At 56.4% G+C, this 17,744-nt stretch carries 14 protein-coding genes and 1 tRNA gene; 10 read left to right on the forward strand and 5 right to left on the reverse strand.

What is annotated here, in order from left to right; genetic code table 11:
- Positions 1-522 carry a fimbria assembly protein gene (sfmF, locus tag ACOTXL_RS07235; RefSeq protein ID WP_023315556.1) on the forward strand — a complete coding sequence of 174 codons (522 nt, stop codon included), beginning with the start codon at positions 1-3 and terminating at the stop codon, positions 520-522.
- A 50-nt stretch (positions 523-572) separates the two neighbouring features.
- Here sfmF and fimZ read toward each other — a convergent pair whose 3' ends face one another.
- From fimZ to ACOTXL_RS07250, 3 genes are all read right to left on the reverse strand, one after another.
- The gene (gene fimZ, locus ACOTXL_RS07240; protein WP_410031810.1) at positions 573-1,205 is read right to left on the reverse strand and encodes a fimbria biosynthesis transcriptional regulator FimZ; all 633 of its coding nucleotides are present in this window, start codon (positions 1,203-1,205) and stop codon (positions 573-575) included.
- Between the two features lie 809 nt (positions 1,206-2,014).
- Positions 2,015-2,731, reverse strand: a complete 717-nt coding sequence (locus ACOTXL_RS07245; protein WP_045330167.1) for a helix-turn-helix transcriptional regulator — start codon at positions 2,729-2,731, stop codon at positions 2,015-2,017.
- A gap of 24 nt (positions 2,732-2,755) precedes the next feature.
- A complete protein-coding gene (locus tag ACOTXL_RS07250; RefSeq protein ID WP_045330287.1) occupies positions 2,756-3,418 on the reverse strand; it encodes an EAL domain-containing protein in 663 nt (220 codons plus the stop codon).
- Positions 3,419-3,721: 303 nt separating this feature from the next.
- Here ACOTXL_RS07250 and ACOTXL_RS07255 point away from each other — a divergent pair.
- The 9 genes from ACOTXL_RS07255 to ACOTXL_RS07295 all read left to right on the forward strand — a co-directional run bounded on the left by ACOTXL_RS07255 (position 3,722) and on the right by ACOTXL_RS07295 (position 14,986).
- Positions 3,722-3,798 (forward strand) — tRNA-Arg (locus ACOTXL_RS07255).
- Between the two features lie 225 nt (positions 3,799-4,023).
- Positions 4,024-4,299: a DUF1471 family periplasmic protein YahO gene (yahO, locus tag ACOTXL_RS07260; RefSeq protein ID WP_003858898.1), complete on the forward strand. Its 276-nt coding sequence runs from the start codon at positions 4,024-4,026 to the stop codon at positions 4,297-4,299.
- A gap of 200 nt (positions 4,300-4,499) precedes the next feature.
- Entirely contained in the window at positions 4,500-6,683 is a 2,184-nt protein-coding gene (locus tag ACOTXL_RS07265; RefSeq protein WP_023324262.1) for a TonB-dependent receptor, read from the forward strand.
- 127 nt (positions 6,684-6,810) lie between these two features.
- Positions 6,811-8,784 (forward strand): PhoX family protein, encoded by a 1,974-nt coding sequence (locus ACOTXL_RS07270; RefSeq protein ID WP_022650528.1) that lies wholly within the window; start codon positions 6,811-6,813, stop codon positions 8,782-8,784.
- Positions 8,785-8,886: 102 nt separating this feature from the next.
- The gene (gene pheP, locus ACOTXL_RS07275) at positions 8,887-10,275 is read left to right on the forward strand and encodes a phenylalanine transporter (protein ID WP_023315559.1); all 1,389 of its coding nucleotides are present in this window, start codon (positions 8,887-8,889) and stop codon (positions 10,273-10,275) included.
- Between the two features lie 252 nt (positions 10,276-10,527).
- Positions 10,528-11,763: an MFS transporter gene (locus tag ACOTXL_RS07280; protein ID WP_023315560.1), complete on the forward strand. Its 1,236-nt coding sequence runs from the start codon at positions 10,528-10,530 to the stop codon at positions 11,761-11,763.
- 15 nt (positions 11,764-11,778) lie between these two features.
- Positions 11,779-12,804 (forward strand): sugar phosphate isomerase/epimerase family protein, encoded by a 1,026-nt coding sequence (locus tag ACOTXL_RS07285; protein WP_045350588.1) that lies wholly within the window; start codon positions 11,779-11,781, stop codon positions 12,802-12,804.
- A complete protein-coding gene (locus tag ACOTXL_RS07290) occupies positions 12,797-13,939 on the forward strand; it encodes a Gfo/Idh/MocA family protein (RefSeq protein WP_045350587.1) in 1,143 nt (380 codons plus the stop codon). Before ACOTXL_RS07285 ends, ACOTXL_RS07290 begins: the two co-directional genes overlap by 8 nt.
- Positions 13,940-14,014: 75 nt before the next feature.
- Positions 14,015-14,986, forward strand: a complete 972-nt coding sequence (locus ACOTXL_RS07295) for a LacI family DNA-binding transcriptional regulator (RefSeq protein WP_045350586.1) — start codon at positions 14,015-14,017, stop codon at positions 14,984-14,986.
- On the opposite strand, the gene ACOTXL_RS07300 is transcribed toward ACOTXL_RS07295, so the two are convergent.
- Positions 14,987-16,231 (reverse strand): mechanosensitive ion channel family protein, encoded by a 1,245-nt coding sequence (locus ACOTXL_RS07300; protein WP_023315564.1) that lies wholly within the window; start codon positions 16,229-16,231, stop codon positions 14,987-14,989.
- Between the two features lie 67 nt (positions 16,232-16,298).
- Positions 16,299-17,735 carry an MFS transporter gene (locus ACOTXL_RS07305; RefSeq protein ID WP_022650532.1) on the reverse strand — a complete coding sequence of 479 codons (1,437 nt, stop codon included), beginning with the start codon at positions 17,733-17,735 and terminating at the stop codon, positions 16,299-16,301.
- Positions 17,736-17,744: the final 9 nt, after the last annotated feature.

Here is a 17,744-nt window from a genome sequence, read left to right on the forward strand (position 1 = left end):
ATGCGAAACGGAATACGGTATTTAGCCGTCGCGCTCTTTGCGCTTTGCTCCCCTGCACACGCAGAGACGGCGCTTGGGGAAATTAACATTCAGCTCTACGGCAATATCGTGGATTTTACCTGCGTGGCGGAGGGGGACGACAGCAATAAAACCGTCACGCTCGGCACCTGGCCCACGAAACAGCTCCGCACAACGGGGAGCCGGACGCAGCCTGTGCCGTTCACCCTGAAGCTGACCGGATGCCCGCCGGGGGCAGCTTCGGTCACATTTACGGGGAAGATGGACGGGCATGATAACAGCCTGCTGGCGCTGAATGATGCCAGCGCGGCCAGCAACGTGGCCGTGGAGATCCTTGACCGGGATAAAACGCGCCTCGCGTTGCAGCAGGCCAGCCAGACGGTGGCGGTGGATGCGCAGGGAAATGCAGAACTGTCGTTTTATGCCAATTATATCGCCACGGCGGATAATCCGCAGCCGGGCCGGGCTGACGCCGATGCAACGTTCATGATCAATTATAATTAATCGTATCCACTCTCCCTGTGACGATTATATGTTGCAGGGAGAGAGAGGGATTACAGTAATTCGTGCGCTTTCGCGTAATCAATTAATTCAACGATACTTTGCACGCCCAGCTTGGAAAAGATATTAGACTTATGGGCACTAATTGTTTTGTTGCTAAGTAATAATTGATCCGCAATCTCCTTATTAGATAATCCGTTCGCCAGATATCGCAGAACCGTCACTTCACGATTCGATAATGGCATATCAACAGCGGCGCCCGTCCGCGACCCCAGATGGTTTATAAAACTTAATGTTTCTGAAGGGAAGAAAGAATAGCCCGTCAGTATCATTTCCACCGCGTTATAAATTTCCCCCAGATCTTTTCGCTTACTGACAAAACCATTTGCCCCGGCGCGGATGGCGCGTCCTGCGTAGAAGGCTTCAGATTTTGAAGAGAGGAAAAGAACCTTAATGTCTTTATTTAAGTTCCTGATTCTTTTCAGTAATACGAACCCATCCGTGCCCGTCATTTCAATATCGAGAATGACCAGGTCAATGGGGTGGTTGCGTATACAGTCAAGCACTTCGTGGCTGTCGTCTGACTTCAGTTTGACCTGGATGTTTTTATTTTTCTGTAGCAGGACTTCTATCGACATTCTGACGATAGGGTGTTCGTCCATAATGATAACGGATGCCGGTTTCATTTTTTATGCCTCAGATTGTTAAAAGCGTTATGCTGAGTTTTGTTAAAACTCTCGAAAAGCCGGAAGGATAATTGCGCAGATCCTTGTACGGTAAATGTCCCTGGGAAGAGCGAAAGCATCCTTGTTTACGTAGTGGTGATATCAATGCCTCAGCGCAGTTATCTCATAAGGCTGGTTATGGCAAAATGATTTTTCTTATTCGCGTGTCAAACACGTCTTATTATACCGTTTAAGTATTGTCCGAAAAGCCTGTAAATTAATATCCATATATTGCTGATTATTATGTTCTGGATCTGAATCACTAACTTTTTAAAATTAGCAAAAATGTCCTGATATTGCATTTACCACACACTTTCATCTTTATGTAATAACAAAAAATAAACGATTTTACTGAATGTTAAATGAATGTTAACAGTGAGCGGGCTGTGACAACCAGCATCCCGCCTGCCCGCCATCCCTGAAATCCGCCATTTCGTGCGTCATCTCTCCGTTTCAAACGTCTCCTGGCAAATTGCCGTTCCCAACAACAGAACAGCACTATCTGCTGTTTTCTTCACCTCTCATCGCATTCTTTTACAGGTAAATCGCTTGTTTTTACACCATTATCATCCTGTTAACGGAAGCGCCAGAACCTTAACGCATGGATAAAATCACTCTCGTTGAGCGTACCAGCAGCATTTCGCATGGTTTAAGGTCAAGAATTAGGAATAGTTATAAAATCGAAAGTTTTGTTAAAAAACACAAAAATTTAACATGTTTCCTAAGTAATTTCCTAAAGGTCTTTAGGAATTAAGAAGTTACTGAATACGTTAATACGTGAAATCTGAGAGGTTGTTGAGAAGATGTAGCAACTCATGACGATGATTCAGTCCAAGTTTCGCCAGGATGCAGCTGAGACGGTAAATAATGCGGCTATATGGGCGGTTCTGTAACTGCGCGATCTGACGCAAGGAGCTACCCTGCGACAGCGCCTGTAAGATCGGCCATTCATCCCGTGAAAACCACTCTTTGCGGTTGCCGGCGGGTGCCGGTGCTTCCAGCAAGGTTTGTTGCATACCCAACGCCGTAAGCTGGCGTTCAAGCACATGAAAAGGGCCAGCCGCTTTACAAAACAGGCGAGCATCATAATCATCGGCGCGGACGAGCAGGTAGGGTGTCAGGTAGGGGGCGAACAGGCTGTGGCGGCGTAATCGGTCCAGCAGGTCAATGAGCGGCGAGGCGCGGCTTTCAATGTCAACTACCAGACGCGATGAAGGCCAGTGATTTAAATCACTGAGAGCGGCATCCAGCGTGGAATAGTCGCAGCAATTGCTCAGGGGCGACTGCCCGCTCAGAAAACCGGAACGGAAATAATTATCCTGTGTGACCAGAATGATAAAGGGAGCATCGGTTTTGCGGGTCTGGTTGATTGACTGGCTCAAATATTCGAGACGATCAAAAAATGGGAGAGCAAAAGGCGAGTGCGTAGAACCCAGTGAATCACTTCCTGTCCGACGACGCCGGTAACGGCGTACTGTCATTCGCATAGCTTCCCTCTTGGCGATGACCGTTCAGTCTTCCTGCCATCTCCAGGATGGCCAATAATATCCCTGACCGAAGCGCGCGCCAGCATGAAGCGCGCATGTACGGTCCCGTTCTGTTTCAATGCCTTCAATAAGCACATTTGCAGCAATTTTTGAACAAAGGGTGACCAGCTGTGTCAGCGCCGGCGTTTCACGTAAACGCCAGAAAGCGATCTTATCGATTTTTATTCCGCTTAACGGCAGGCGACAGGATAAAAATGCTTGCCCTGACGCTTCATCAATATCATCCAGCCAGATCCGGTGTCCCCGCGCGGTCAACTGCTGAAGCGCACAACTCACCCTCTGACGTACCGGGTCTGAGAGTGAAAAGAACGAGGCAGGTTCCACGAGTTCAATGTTCAGCGGTGGGCTGTTAAGTTGCAGTAAACGCTGGAACATTTCCGGTATGGTCAGAACGGTTATCGGCAAATTTATGAAAAGGTTGTCACAAGGGAAGGGGTTTTTTAACGCGGCGATCTGTGCTTCCAGCAAAACAAGCGCCCGGGTGGCTGACCAGTCCTGGAAAAAGCTTTCGCTTTGCTGATGCGGCGACAGCACGCTGAGCACTTCGGCCCCCACCGCGCGTGAAGAGGAGAGGGCGACAATAGGTTCAAGCTTAATGCCTGTAATGTCGTGTGAGATGTGCTGCACGCACGAGGGAAAACCTGTCTGCTCTGGCGCTGTCACTCCGTCGTCCTGTTCACTTCCAGCCTCCAGGCGGCCGGGATACCGCAGGACAGTGTGAAGGTGAAGTAAACAGGAAAACAGCAGGCGTTACTTAAATGCGGCTAAGCCTTTTCGCAGCCCGTAAAAGAGGGATAAATGTTGAAAAAACAGCCGTATTTACAATCAGCTAGTCATTATCGCCAGAGAAGGCGGAAAAGGCATTGACTCACTACGCATTGACCGTATAATTCCAGGCGTTTCACCACCGCGAAGTACACTCTTCTCCGTGCGCCCTTAGCTCAGTTGGATAGAGCAACGGCCTTCTAAGCCGTAGGTCGTAGGTTCGAATCCTACAGGGCGTGCCATTTAAAAACAGGCGCTTACGCCAGTTTCAAGCCAGCCTGATTTTCTTCATGAAACACCCATCGCGAAAGTAGCGTTAACGCACATTTTTGACAGCACAATTGACTGTTATAACAGTATTTTTCTTACGCTGTGGCAATTTTATTATTCCTCTACCATGCTCATATCACCTCACTCTCACTCGTGGGGCTTTTTGTAGTTGCTGATTAATCTCAAGGAAAAAGGTTATGAAAAAAACGACTGCTATTTTGATGGGCGCTGCATTTCTGTTTACCACCAATACCTTTGCGGCTGAACTGCTGACGAAAAACGAGTTTGAGAAAGTTGAGTCTCAGTATGAAAAAATCGGTACCGTGAGCACGGCTAACGAAGTCTCTGTCGACGATGCGAAAAAAGAGCTGGTCGAAAAGGCCGATAAAGAAGGTGCTGATGTACTGGTGCTGACTTCCGGTAATACAAACAACAAAATTCACGGCACCGCCGATATTTACAAGAAAAAATAATACCTTAGTAACCACCCCTGTTTCGGGGTGGTTGCGCGCCCTACCTCCCTCCCAACATTGTTTCTTGCCGCTTCTCGCTCAGAGAGGCCGTTGACACTTGATTACGTATACATAATGCGTATAGTTCTCATTTGCATTTCTTTTAATAACTTTTAAGGCCCGACAACGGGTCATTTTTGCGCGCACGTTAAGAGCTCATTATGAACAACACCACAATGCACAAAACGCTGCTGGCGATTGCCATCGGCGCGGTAACCCACTCCGCTTTTGCGGCGGATGAGAAAAAAGAGGACACCATCGTCGTCCAGTCCACGGCGGGGAGTGATTTCAAACCCGGCGGCGACCAGCTGGTGCCCGCCTTCCTTGACGGGCAGGTGGCGAACGGCGGGCGCATGGGTATGCTCGGTCAGCAGAACGCCATGGACGTGCCGTTCAACATCATCAGCTACACCTCGAAGCTGGTGGAAGATCAGCAGGCAAAAACCATTGCTGACGTGGTTGCCAACGACGCGGGCGTGCAGTTCGTTCAGGGTTACGGCAACAGCGCGGAAACCTTCCGCATTCGCGGCCTGAAGTTTGACGGCGACGACATGACCTTTGGCGGATTGTCCGGGGTGCTGCCGCGTCAGGTGGTGGATGCCCAGATGGTCGACCGCATCGAGATCTTCAAAGGGGCCAACTCCCTGATGAACGGTGCCGCAAGCTCGGGCGTGGGCGGGATGATCAACCTTGAGCCTAAACACGCGGGCGACACCCCGCAGGCGAAAGTGGGTGTGGACTACACCTCGGATTCCCAGATTGGCACCACGCTGGATGCGGGCCGCCGCTTTGGCGATAACGACCAGTTTGGCGCGCGGGTGAACCTCGTGCATCGCGAAGGGGAAACCGGCGTGCCGAACGACCGCCGCCGCACCACGCTGCTCTCCACCGGCCTGGATTACAAGGGCGACCGTTTCCGCACCTCGCTGGACCTGGGCTACCAGAAAAAAACCTTCCACGGCAGCCCGACCAGCGTCAACATCTCGGCGGTGGATTTTGTGCCTGAACCGCCGAAGAACGATCGCAACTTCTCGCAGAAGTGGGCCTACAGCGATATCGAAAACGAGTTCGGGATGTGGCGCAGCGAGTATGACATCACCGATAGCTGGACGGCGTATACCGGTCTCGGCGCGCAGCACGCGCACGAAGAAGGGATCTACAGCGCGCCGAAGCTCCTCGATAAGAGCGGTAATGCGGTGGTCAGCCGTCTTGATACCAACCGCATCAGCGATTCTGTCAGCGGCATGGCGGGCATTCGCGGTAACTTCACTACCGGATTCGTCTCGCACAAGGTCAATGTTGGCTATTCGGCGATGACCAAAAACGAAAAGATCGCGTGGAAAATGTCGGCGACGAAGGATAATCCGACCACCAACATCTACCACAACACCGGCGTCGATATGCCGGACAGCTCCAACCTCAACGGCTCAGGCGGCAAATACAGCGATCCGCTGACCAGCGGGCGCACCCGCACGCAGGGTTGGCTGCTGAGCGATACCCTGGGCGTGCTGGACGACAAGCTGCTGTTCACCGCAGGCGCGCGGCATCAGAAAGTGGTGATTCGCGGGTACAACAAAATCACCGGTGCGGAAAACGACGCGGACGGTTTCGACGGCAGCCGCTGGATGCCCACCTACGGCGTAGTCTATAAACCGTGGGAGGAAATTTCCCTCTACGCCAACCACACCGAGGCGTTACAGCCCGGTGAAACCGCGCCTCGCTCAGCAAACAACTACGGCCAGAGCACCGGTATCGTTCACTCTAAGCAGAACGAAGTGGGCGTAAAGGCGGACTTTGGCCGCGTGGGCGGCTCCCTGGCGCTGTTTGAGATCAAAATGCCGTCGGCGATCCTTGACGACAGCGGTCACTACGGCCTGGATGCAGAACAGCGTAACCGCGGCGTGGAGCTGAACGTCTTCGGCGAGCCAATGCTCGGGATGCGTCTGAACGCCAGCGCCACCTGGTTGCAGGCCGAGCTGACCAAAACCAAAAACGGCGTCAATCAGGGCAACGATGCGATCGGTATTCCGAGCTTCTACGCCGTGCTGGGCGCAGAGTACGATATCAAGCCGATTGAAGGCCTGACGGCGACCGCGCGCGTTAACCACTCCGGCACGCAGTATGCCGATCTTGCGAACAGCAAAAAGCTGGACAGCTACACCACGCTGGATCTGGGCATGCGCTATCGCTTCGCGGTGAACCACAATGAAAATCAGATGACCGTACGGGCAGGTATCGACAACGTGACCAACGAGAACTACTGGTCAAGCGTGGACGATTCCGGTACTTACATTACTCAGGGCGAGCCGCGTACCTTTAAGGTCTCGGTTGGCTACGAGTTCTAAGCGTTCCACCTCGTTATCCGGGGCAGGGACGCCCCAATCCCTTCGTTGTCGTGTTATAAAATTGTAATAAAAGCTTCTTACACTGGTCGCCACAACCTTACCTCTTGGCCAATGACAGGAAGCCGCTATGGGCAGACCCCTCAAATCCGTATTTAAAAAAGAACATCGCGACGATATCAGTAACCGCAGCGCTAACCCGGTATTCTCCGAGGTTGCAGAAGTGTTCCTCTCGCGCCGCCGTTTTCTCCAGATGGGGGCCGTAGCGGGGGCTGCCGTATCATTCCCGTATCTGATCACACCCGAAAATGCGATTGCCGCGGTATCGAAGCCTTCCGCGCTGGCAAAAGCGGTTTCCCTGGGCTTTACCAGCATCGACGTCTCTACGGAAGACACGGTCAGGGTGCCGGAAGGTTATATCGCCCGCCCGTTCTATCGCTGGGGCGATCCGACGGGGATCAAAGACAACATGCCGGCCTTTAAGCCGGACGCCAGCAATACCACAGACGAACAGGCTGTGCAGGCGGGCATGCACCACGACGGCATGGCGTGGTTTAGCCTGCCGCAGGGGGCGCAAAACCCGGAGCATGGACTGCTGGCGCTGAACCATGAGTACATCGACAACGGAATGCTGTTTACCGACGGTACGGCGAACTGGAGTCTCGACAAAGCCCGCAAGGGGCAGAACGCGATGGGCGTGTCGGTGGTGGAAGTGAAAAAAACGGGCAGCGGCTGGGAGGTGGTGCGTCCGTCTTCCTTCGCCCGGCGTATTACCGTCAATACGCCGATGCAGCTTACCGGCCCGGCGCGGCATCAGGATTTAATGAAAACCGCCGCCGACCCGCAGGGGGAACGCGTTCTGGGCACCATGCAGAACTGCGCCAACGGCCACACGCCGTGGGGCACCTATCTCACCTGCGAGGAGAACTGGTCGGACATTTTTGTCAAAAAAGCCGATCTCAACCCGCTGGAAAAACGCTACGGCATCAGCGACAGCGATGAATCGTACCGCTGGAACGAGGTGGATGAGCGGTTCAGCGTTGATAAAACCCCTAACGAACCCAACCGTTTCGGCTGGGTGGTGGAGATCGATCCCTACAACCCGACCTCCACCCCGCGCAAGCACACCGCGCTCGGCCGCTTCAAGCATGAGGGGGCCGCCGTCACGCTCGCCGCCGATAATCGCGTGGTGGTCTACATGGGGGACGACCAGAAGTTTGAGTACATCTATAAGTTTGTCTCCGACAAAAAATACGATCCCGCGAACCGGGAAGCCAATATGCAGCTGCTGACGTCCGGCACGCTGTACGTCGCCAGGTTCAACGAGGACGGCAGCGGCGACTGGCTGCCGCTGATCTTCGGACAAAATGGCCTGGATAAAAGCAACGGTTTTGCAAGCCAGGGCGATCTGCTGATTAAAACCCGTCTGGCGGCCGACGTGGTGGGGGCGACGAAAATGGATCGCCCCGAGTGGATAGCGGTCGACCCGCACGCCAGCGGCAGCGTCTACTGTACGCTCACCAACAACAGCGATCGCGGTAAAGAGGGCAAGGCACCGGTCGACGCCGCTAACCCGCGTGCCAACAACGTGTTTGGGCACATCATGCACTGGCACGAAGAGGGTGCCGATCCTGCCGCCGCACGCTTTAAGTGGGATATTCTGGTCATGGCCGGGCGCACCGACGGCGACGATCCCAAAGCCAAAGGCTCGATGCAGGGCGCGGCATTTGGCAGCCCGGATGGGTTGTCGTTCGATCACCAGGGCGTGCTGTGGATCCAGACCGACGTCTCTTCCAGCACCATCAATAAGAAAGCCTACGAGGGGATGGGCAATAACCAGATGGTGGCCACCATTCCGGGCACCAACGAGTATCGCCGTTTCCTGACCGGGCCGCGCGGGTGTGAAATCACCGGCATTGCGTTTACGCCGGACAACCGCACGCTGTTTATCAACATTCAGCATCCGGGGGAGGGCGGGGATGATATTACCGACCCGGCCAATCCGCGCGCTGTTTCCAACTGGCCAGACGCCAGCCCGAACGGGCGTCCGCGATCGTCAACGGTGGTGATTACCAAAGCGGACGGCGGGATCATCGGGTCGTGACGTTTATCCGCCGGGCGCATGCGCTGGCCCGGCGTTAAGCTTGCTACCACCAGCATGAAGTGTTAAAACGTGCCCCTTCTAAAAAAGAGACAGGGGTAGGGCGTGAAAGACGCGTCATCCGCTTCAGGCCATGGTAGCGCTGAAGCTTCGTCGGATCAGAGTCCGACGCTGCAACGTGGTTTGCAAAATCGACATATTCAGTTAATTGCCCTTGGCGGCGCGATCGGTACCGGGCTGTTTCTCGGCATCGGCCCCGCTATACAGATGGCTGGCCCGGCGGTTCTGCTGGGTTACGGTATCGCCGGGATTATCGCCTTCCTGATCATGCGCCAGCTCGGCGAGATGGTCGTTGAAGAGCCGGTGTCCGGCTCCTTCGCACACTTTGCCTATAAATACTGGGGGCCGTTCGCAGGTTTCCTCTCCGGCTGGAACTACTGGGTGATGTTCGTGCTGGTCGGGATGGCGGAGCTGACCGCCGCCGGCATCTATATGCAGTACTGGCTCCCGGACGTGCCAACGTGGATTTGGGCCGCGGCCTTCTTCATCATCATTAACGCCGTTAACCTTGTTAACGTCCGCCTGTATGGCGAGACCGAGTTCTGGTTCGCGCTGATCAAGGTGCTGGCGATTATCGGCATGATCGGCTTTGGCCTGTGGCTGCTGTTCTCCGGCCACGGCGGCGAGCGCGCCACGATCGATAACCTGTGGCAGCACGGCGGCTTCCTGGCGACTGGATGGAAAGGGCTGATCCTCTCGCTGGCGGTCATTATGTTCTCCTTCGGCGGGCTGGAGCTGATTGGCATCACCGCGGCTGAAGCGCGCGATCCGCACAAAAGCATCCCGAAAGCGGTCAACCAGGTGGTGTACCGTATCCTGCTGTTCTATATCGGCTCGCTGGTGGTGCTGCTGGCGCTCTACCCGTGGGTGGAAGTGAAATCTGACAGTAGCCCGTTCGTGATGATCTTCCACGATTTGAACAGCAACGTGGTCGCTTCGGCGCTTAACTTCGTCATTCTTGTGGCGTCGCTGTCGGTCTACAACAGCGGGGTTTACTCCAACAGCCGCATGCTGTTTGGCCTCTCCGTACAGGGCAACGCGCCGAAGTTCCTCACTCGCGTCAGCCGTCGCGGCGTGCCGGTCAACTCGCTGTTCCTTTCTGGCGCTATCACCTCGCTGGTGGTGCTGATCAACTATCTGCTGCCGAAAGAGGCATTTGGCCTGCTGATGGCGCTGGTTGTCGCCACGCTGCTGCTTAACTGGATCATGATCTGCCTGGCGCACCTGCGCTTCCGCGCGGCGATGCGCCGCAAGGGGCGCGAGACGCAGTTTAAAGCGCTGCTCTATCCGGCGGGGAACTACCTCTGTATCGCCTTCCTCGGCCTGATTCTGGTGCTGATGTGCACCATGGATGAGATGCGCCTGTCAGCGATGCTGCTGCCGGTGTGGGTGGTGTTCCTGTTTATTGCATTTAAGCTCTCGCGCAAAAAGTAGCGCGGTTTTCTCCCTCGCCCTGTGGGAGAGGGACGGGGTGAGGGCACCAGACCGCACCAAACCAGACCGCACCACACTGCCTGCCTTCACGCCCGGTGGCGCTGCGCTTACCGGGCCTACAAAGTATCACTCCACCTTTATCGTGACCCCCCTCCCAATTCCGTTTCGATCCACAGGATCTTTATTTTGTAATCGATTACTTTTTATCTGAACTGTTTTGTAATCGATTACTTTTTCCGGGTGAGGCTTATCATGGTGTCAACTGAGAGTAGTGAAAAGGCGATAACGCAACACCGGCTGCTGGTGCCGCGTCTGTCGCTGATGATGTTTCTGCAATTTTTTATCTGGGGTAGCTGGTCGGTCACGCTTGGCCTGGTGATGACCCGGCACAACATGTCTTTGCTGATTGGCGACGCGTTCTCTGCCGGGCCCATCGCTTCCATTCTTTCGCCGTTCGTGCTCGGGATGCTGGTGGACCGCTTCTTCGCCTCGCAGAAGGTGATGGCGGTGATGCACCTCGCGGGCGCGGTGATCCTCTGGTTCGTGCCGGGGGCGCTGATTGCTGAGAATGGCGCGCTGCTGATTGGCCTGCTGTTTGGCTACACGCTCTGCTATATGCCGACACTGGCGCTGACCAACAACATTGCGTTTCACAGCCTGGCGAACGTGGATAAAACCTTCCCGGTAGTGCGCGTGTTCGGCACCATCGGCTGGATCGCGGCGGGCATTTTCATCGGCGTCACCGGCGTGGCGTCCAGCGTCACCATCTTCCAGGTGGCGGCGGTCAGCTCCGTGCTGCTGGCGGTCTACAGCCTGACGCTGCCGCACACGCCAGCGCCGGCAAAAGGCCTGCCGGTTAAGGTGCGGGATCTCTTCTGCGCGGACGCCTTCGCGCTGCTTAAAACCCGCCACTTCTTCGTCTTCTCCGTCTGCGCGATGCTGATCTCTGTCCCGCTCGGCACCTATTACGCCTACACCGCCTCGTATCTGGCGGATGCCGGCATTGCCGACGTCAGCACCGCCATGTCCTTCGGGCAGATGTCTGAGATCGTCTTCATGTTGGTCATTCCTCTGCTGTTCCGCCGCCTGGGCGTGAAAGTCATGCTGCTGATCGGCATGCTGGCGTGGTTCGTGCGTTATGCCATGTTCGCGTTGGGCGTCAGCGAAGAGGGGCGCATTCTGCTGTACCTCGGCATTCTGCTGCACGGCGTCTGCTACGATTTCTTCTTTGTCGTCGGCTTTATCTATACCGACCGCGTGGCGGGCGAAAAGGTCAAAGGCCAGGCGCAGAGCATGATCGTGATGTTCACCTACGGCATCGGCATGCTGCTCGGCTCTCAGATTTCCGGCGCGCTCTACAACCGCCTGGTGGCAGGACAGACCGTGCCGCAGGCGTGGGTCACATTCTGGTGGATCCCGGCGGTGGCTGCCGCGGCGATCGCGCTGATTTTCCTTCTCACGTTTAAGTATGACGATGACAAGGCGTAACGTTCAGGAGGTGGTATGAGGACAATGAAAGGACCGGGCATTTTTCTGTCGCAGTTTATTGGCGCAGAAGCGCCGTTTAATTCGCTCGACGGGCTTGCTGAATGGGCGGCAGGTAAAGGTTATAAGGCGGTGCAGATCCCCTGCAACCATCCGCACATCTTTGACGTCGAGAAAGCCGCAGAGAGCCAGGCCTACTGCGACGACATCACCGCCAGGCTGGCCGCACACGGGCTGGTTATCAGCGAGCTGTCGACCCATCTGGAAGGGCAGCTCGTGGCGGTGAATCCGGTTTACAGCGAGGCGTTTGACCACTTCGCACCCGCCGCCGTGCGCGGTAACGAGGCGGCGCGCCGGGCGTGGGCGACGGAAAAGCTGAAGCAGGCGGCGGTCGCTTCGGCCAGATTAGGGCTGAAGGCGCACGCGACCTTCTCCGGCTCGCTGGCGTGGCCGTTTTTCTATCCGTGGCCGCCGCATAACGAGCAGCGTTTTCAGGAAGCGTTCGAGGAGCTGGCAACCCGCTGGCGGCCAATACTGGATACCTTTGGCGAGCAGGGGGTGGACGTCTGCTTTGAGCTGCATCCGGGGGAAGATCTGCACGACGGCGTGACCTTCGAGCGTTTTCTGGCGCTGGTGGATAACCATCCGCGCTGCAACATTCTCTACGATCCGAGCCACATGCTGCTTCAGCAGATGGACTATCTGGCCTTTATCGATATCTTCCACGCGCGCATTAAAGCGTTCCACGTGAAGGACGCGGAGTTCCGACCCAGCGGGCGCAGCGGCGTCTACGGCGGCTACCAGCCGTGGATCAACCGCGCCGGACGCTTTCGCTCGCCCAGCGACGGGCAAATCGACTTTAAGGGCATCTTCAGCAAGCTGACCCAGTACGACTACGACGGCTGGGCGGTGCTGGAGTGGGAGTGCTGCCTGAAGGATGGCGATACCGGCGCGAGTGAGGGCAGCGAATTTATCCGCCGCCACATTATTCCCGTTTCCGGACGGGCGTTTGATGATTTCGCCGCAGGGGGCAGCCATGATTAACGTCGGGATTATCGGCAGCGGGTTTATTGGCCCGGCACACATCGAGGCGCTCAGGCGTCTCGGGTTTGTGCAGGTGGTCGCGCTCTGCGACGGTTCGCTCGTTAAGGCGCAGGAAAAGGCGCGCCAGCTAAATGTCCCGCATGCTTACGCCAGCGTGGAAGAACTGCTCGCGCACCCCAATCTGCATGCGGTGCACAACTGCACGCCGAACCACCTGCACGCGGAGATTAACCGCCAGATCCTGCGCGCGGGCAAGCACGTGTTTTCCGAAAAGCCGCTGTGCATGACGCCGGACGAGGCGCGCGAGCTGGTGGCGCTGGCAGAGCAGGCGGGCGTGGTGCATGGCGTGAGCTTTGTCTATCGTCAGTTTGCGATGGTGCGCCAGGCGGCGAGCATGATGCGCGCGGGCACCCTCGGGCGGCTGTTCGCCTCGCACGGCAGCTATTTGCAGGACTGGATGCTGCTGGAAACCGACTACAACTGGCGGGTGGATGCCGCGCTCGGCGGCGCGTCGCGGGCGGTGGCGGATATCGGTTCCCACTGGTGCGATACGGTACAGTATGTGACAGGCAGGCGCATTACCGAGGTGATGGCTGATTTATCCATCGTCTGGCCGAGGCGCAAGGCCAGCGCGGGTGGTTATCAGACCTTCTCCCATGACGAGCAGGCGGAGTATGAAGTCAAACCGGTCACCACCGAAGATTTTGGCTCGGTGCTGTTCCGCTTTGACGACGGCAGCAAGGGCAGCTTTAGCGTCTCGCAGGTGAGCGCGGGGCGAAAAAACCGCCTGACCTTTGAAATTAACGGCAGCGAGCAGTCGGTGGCGTGGGATCAGGAAATCCCGCAGCAGCTGTGGATCGGCCATCGCGCCCGGGCAAACCAGACGCTCACCGACGATCCAGGCCTGATGAACCCTGACGTGGCCGACAGCGCCCACTTCCCCGGCGGACATATCGAAGGCTGGCCGGATGCCTTTAAAAATATGATGGCGCAGTTTTACCGTGCCGTGCAGGCGGGCGCGATGCCGGATAATCCGCAGTTTGCCACCTTTTACGATGGCGCCAGTGTGATGTATATCATTGATGCAATTGTGAAAAGTCATCAGCAGCAGCGCTGGGTGCGCGTGGAATACTGACGCATTGCCCGGTTCGCCGGGCAATCAATTTATGGTAGCCTGCACAAAACGCTAACCGCAGGATGTGTCGTCGCTATGTCAATTCAGAAAATCGCTCAGCTGGCCGGGGTCTCCGTGGCGACGGTCTCCCGCGTGCTGAATAACAGCGACACCGTAAAGGCGAAAAACCGCGAGCGCGTTTTGCAGGCGATCCAGGAGAGTAACTACCAGCCCAATCTGCTGGCGCGTCAGCTGCGCACTGCCCGCAGCTATATGATCCTGGTGATGGTCTCGAACATCGCCAACCCGTTCTGCGCCGAAGTGGTGAAGGGTATCGAAGCCGAGGCGGAAAAGAACGGCTATCGCATTCTGCTGTGCAACTCCGGCTCGGATATTGAGCGCTCCCGCTCGGGCTTAAGCCTGCTCTCCGGCAAAATCGTCGACGGCATTATCACCATGGACGCCTTCTCGAAGCTGCCGGAACTTGCCGCGCTGATTGGTTCTGCACCGTGGGTGCAGTGCGCCGAATATGCCGATGCGGGCGCGGTCTCCTGCGTCGGCATCAATGATGTGGACGCTTCACAGCATGCCGTCAGCCAGCTGGCCGACGGCGGCCGCAAGCGTATCGCGATGATCAACCACGATCTCAGCTACAAATATGCCCGCCTGCGCGAACGCGGCTACAAGAGCGTGATCCACCTGCGGGATCTGGACTATCAGGCGGTGGAGTATGCCAGCGATCTCAGCTCCGGGGCGGGCATGGCGGCGATGCAAAACCTGTTAAAAGATAATCCGCCGGATGCGGTATTTGCCGTTTCCGATACGCTGGCGGCGGGCGCGCTGCGCGCCATTCAGCAGGCAGGTCTTCGGGTGCCGGAGGATATTGCCGTGGTCGGCTTTGACGGTACGGAGCTGGCGGACATGATTTCGCTCACCACCATAGAACAGCCGTCGCGGGATATCGGGCGCAAGGCGGTCGATCTGCTCTTAAATAAGATCGACAACCCGGACGCGCCCACGGAAAGGGTGATGATGGACTGGCGCTTTATTTCCCGCGCCAGCACCTGATTATTGCGCGATGACGCCAGCCAGGGAGCGAATATCGTTCCCGGTTGGCGACTGGTGAATACGCAGGCCAAATTCATCCACCACCGCGAAAATATGATCGAAGATGTCGGCCTGAATATCTTCGTATTCCGCCCAGATCACCGTGTTGGTAAAGGCATATATTTCAATCGGCAGCCCGTTGGCATCCGGCGCGAGCTGGCGCACCATCAGCGTCATATCTTTACGAATACGCGGGTGGTTACGCAGATATTCATTCAGGTAGGCACGGAAGGTGCCGATATTGGTCATCTTGCGCAGGTTTAATACCGATTCCCCTTCGCCGTTCTGCTGATTCCACAGGTTAATTTCCTCATGACGCGCCGCCAGATACGGCTTCAGCAGTTTCGCCTGAATCAGTTTTTGCTGCTCCTGCTCGTCGAGGAAATGAATGCTGGTGGTATCGATATTCAGGCTGCGCTTGATGCGGCGACCACCGGAGGCGGACATGCCGCTCCAGTTGATGAACGCATCGGACACCAGCGCCCAGGTCGGGATGGTGGTGATGGTGTTATCGAAGTTGCGCACTTTAACGGTGGTCAGGCCGATGTCGGTCACCGTGCCGTTGGCGCCGTATTTCGGCATCTCCAGCCAGTCGCCGAGCTTGAGCATGTCGTTGGCTGAGAGCTGAATACCGGCCACCAGGCCGAGTATCGGGTCTTTAAAGACCAGCATCAGAACGGCAGCCATCGCACCCAGGCCGCTTATCAGAATGGCGGGTGACTGACCGATCAGCAGGGAGATAATTAGTATCCCCACCAGAATGGCGCTTACCAGCTTGATGCCCTGGAATATCCCCTTCAGCGGCAGCTGTGACGCGGTGGCCATTTTCTGCGACAGATTGAAAATCACGTCCAGCAACGAGAAGAAGGAGAGCAGGGCATAAACCATCACCCACAATTTCGCGCAGGTGGTAAGTAATTCCGCCGCTTCGCTGCCTTTTTGCAGCCACAGAACCGCCTGAACGTTGACGATTATCCCCTGGAGGGTAAACGCCAGACGGTGAAATAACTTGTTCTGCGTAATGATCTGCAACCATAAATGGCTGCTGGCCTGGGCGCGTTTCTCGAATGCGCGCAGCACCACTTTGTGCAGAATAAAATGAACGATAATGGCCGTAAGAAAAATAATACCAAAGATAATCACTAAAGAGGTGGTGTGATTAATTTCAATCCCTAACTCTTCAACCTGAGCAATTAATTCCTGCATAACGTCTCCTGTATTGATGCAGCCCCATAATGGCGGCTGCGGATCTATTATGCAAATTCAGGCAGTTTTATTTTGTCGCCGGACAGGCCTTGACGACCGGTAAACACAGACGATGGCGCATACGCAGCGTGGCCAGCGCCAGCACCACCATCATGGCCGTTTCCACCATCAGGAAGACATTGACCGCCTGGGTGTAATCTCCGTGATGATTTTGCAGCCCGTGCAGCAAAATCGCGCCGAAAATGGCCGGGCCAAGCCCCAGCGCAGCCTGTTGCAGCGTGCTTAAAATCGCGCTCGCGGCCCCCGCGTCGTCAGGCTGAATATCACGCATCCCGATACGGTAGAAGCTGTTTACAATCAGCGCCTGCCCGTAACCCACCAGCCCGGTGGCCGGGGCCAGCGTCAGCGCGGTATTCTGCATTCCCCAGTGACGGAACGTGGCGATCAACGCCACCAGACCGACAAGCTGAATCGCAAGTCCGGTCAGCAGGATGGCGCTGGTGCTGTAGCGGGCAATCAGGCGTGGGGCGAACCAGGCAGAAATAAAATAGGTGACGCCAAGCGCGATAAAGCTGTTCCCGGACTGCCACGGCGCCATCCCCAGACCGCTTTGCATGGTCAGCGCCATACAGAACATGAACCCGGACCAGACGCTGAAAAAGAGTATCCCGATTAGCACGCCAAAGCGGATGCTGCGCAGCTGCAACAGGCGCGGCGCGATGAGCGGGTGGGCATTCTCACGCTCTTTTTTGCGCGCGTTCAGCACCATTACACAGACCAGCGGCACAATCGCCAGCAGTGCGGCCTTCAGCGGCCACGACCAGTGCCACTGCGGGCCGAGCGCCATCGGGAACAGCAGACAGCACAGTATTGCCGTCAGCAGGACAGTCCCGGTCCAGTCAATGCGCGACGGCGTGTCGCGGCGGGTTTCCGGCACGTAGCGACGGCTCAGCGCCAGCACCACCAGACAAATCGGCACGTTGATAAAGAAGGCGTTGCGCCAGCCTAGCCCGGCGATGTCCGCCGACACCAGCCAGCCGCCACCCATCTGGCCGACGATAAATGCAATACCGCCGATACCCCCGAACAGGCTGATCGCTCTGGCGTGTGCCGTTCCTTTTAACGTCACATGCAACGTCGCGAGAATTTGCGGCATGATCAGCGCGGCGCCCGCACCCTGAATAATGCGCGCGCCAAGCAACTGTTCGATATTGCCCGCCATGCCGCACAGCAGTGAGGCCAGGCCAAAACACGCCACGCCCCACATAAACAGGCGACGGCGGCCAAGGTTATCGCCCAGCTTGCTGCCGGGTGCCAGGCAGACGGCAAAGGCCACGCCGTAGAGGGCGACGATCAGCTCCAGTTCAGTGGCGGTGGCGTGTAACGAATGGGTGATGGAATCCAGCGCCACGTTGGTGATTGAGGTATCAATCAACGGCAGCATCTGGCCGGTTAACAGCAATATCAGGCCCGCACGACCCGGTGAAACAACTGACGTATTCATGGTGACTCC

The sequence above is a fragment of the Enterobacter cloacae complex sp. IR5402 genome (assembly GCF_049238125.1).
Classification (GTDB): domain Bacteria; phylum Pseudomonadota; class Gammaproteobacteria; order Enterobacterales; family Enterobacteriaceae; genus Enterobacter; species Enterobacter hormaechei_C.

What these genes read in the sequence shown, in the direction of transcription:
- fimZ (WP_410031810.1), bottom strand. Translation starts at nt 1,205, where the DNA reads ATGAAACCGGCATCCGTTATCATTATGGACGAACACCCTATCGTCAGA.
- sfmF (WP_023315556.1), top strand. Translation starts at nt 1, where the DNA reads ATGCGAAACGGAATACGGTATTTAGCCGTCGCGCTCTTTGCGCTTTGC.
- ACOTXL_RS07280 (WP_023315560.1), top strand. Translation starts at nt 10,528, where the DNA reads ATGGTGTCAACTGAGAGTAGTGAAAAGGCGATAACGCAACACCGGCTG.
- yahO (WP_003858898.1), top strand. Translation starts at nt 4,024, where the DNA reads ATGAAAAAAACGACTGCTATTTTGATGGGCGCTGCATTTCTGTTTACC.
- ACOTXL_RS07270 (WP_022650528.1), top strand. Translation starts at nt 6,811, where the DNA reads ATGGGCAGACCCCTCAAATCCGTATTTAAAAAAGAACATCGCGACGAT.
- ACOTXL_RS07285 (WP_045350588.1), top strand. Translation starts at nt 11,779, where the DNA reads ATGAGGACAATGAAAGGACCGGGCATTTTTCTGTCGCAGTTTATTGGC.
- ACOTXL_RS07305 (WP_022650532.1), bottom strand. Translation starts at nt 17,735, where the DNA reads ATGAATACGTCAGTTGTTTCACCGGGTCGTGCGGGCCTGATATTGCTG.
- ACOTXL_RS07290 (WP_045350587.1), top strand. Translation starts at nt 12,797, where the DNA reads ATGATTAACGTCGGGATTATCGGCAGCGGGTTTATTGGCCCGGCACAC.
- ACOTXL_RS07300 (WP_023315564.1), bottom strand. Translation starts at nt 16,231, where the DNA reads ATGCAGGAATTAATTGCTCAGGTTGAAGAGTTAGGGATTGAAATTAAT.
- ACOTXL_RS07245 (WP_045330167.1), bottom strand. Translation starts at nt 2,731, where the DNA reads ATGCGAATGACAGTACGCCGTTACCGGCGTCGTCGGACAGGAAGTGAT.
- ACOTXL_RS07295 (WP_045350586.1), top strand. Translation starts at nt 14,015, where the DNA reads ATGTCAATTCAGAAAATCGCTCAGCTGGCCGGGGTCTCCGTGGCGACG.
- ACOTXL_RS07265 (WP_023324262.1), top strand. Translation starts at nt 4,500, where the DNA reads ATGAACAACACCACAATGCACAAAACGCTGCTGGCGATTGCCATCGGC.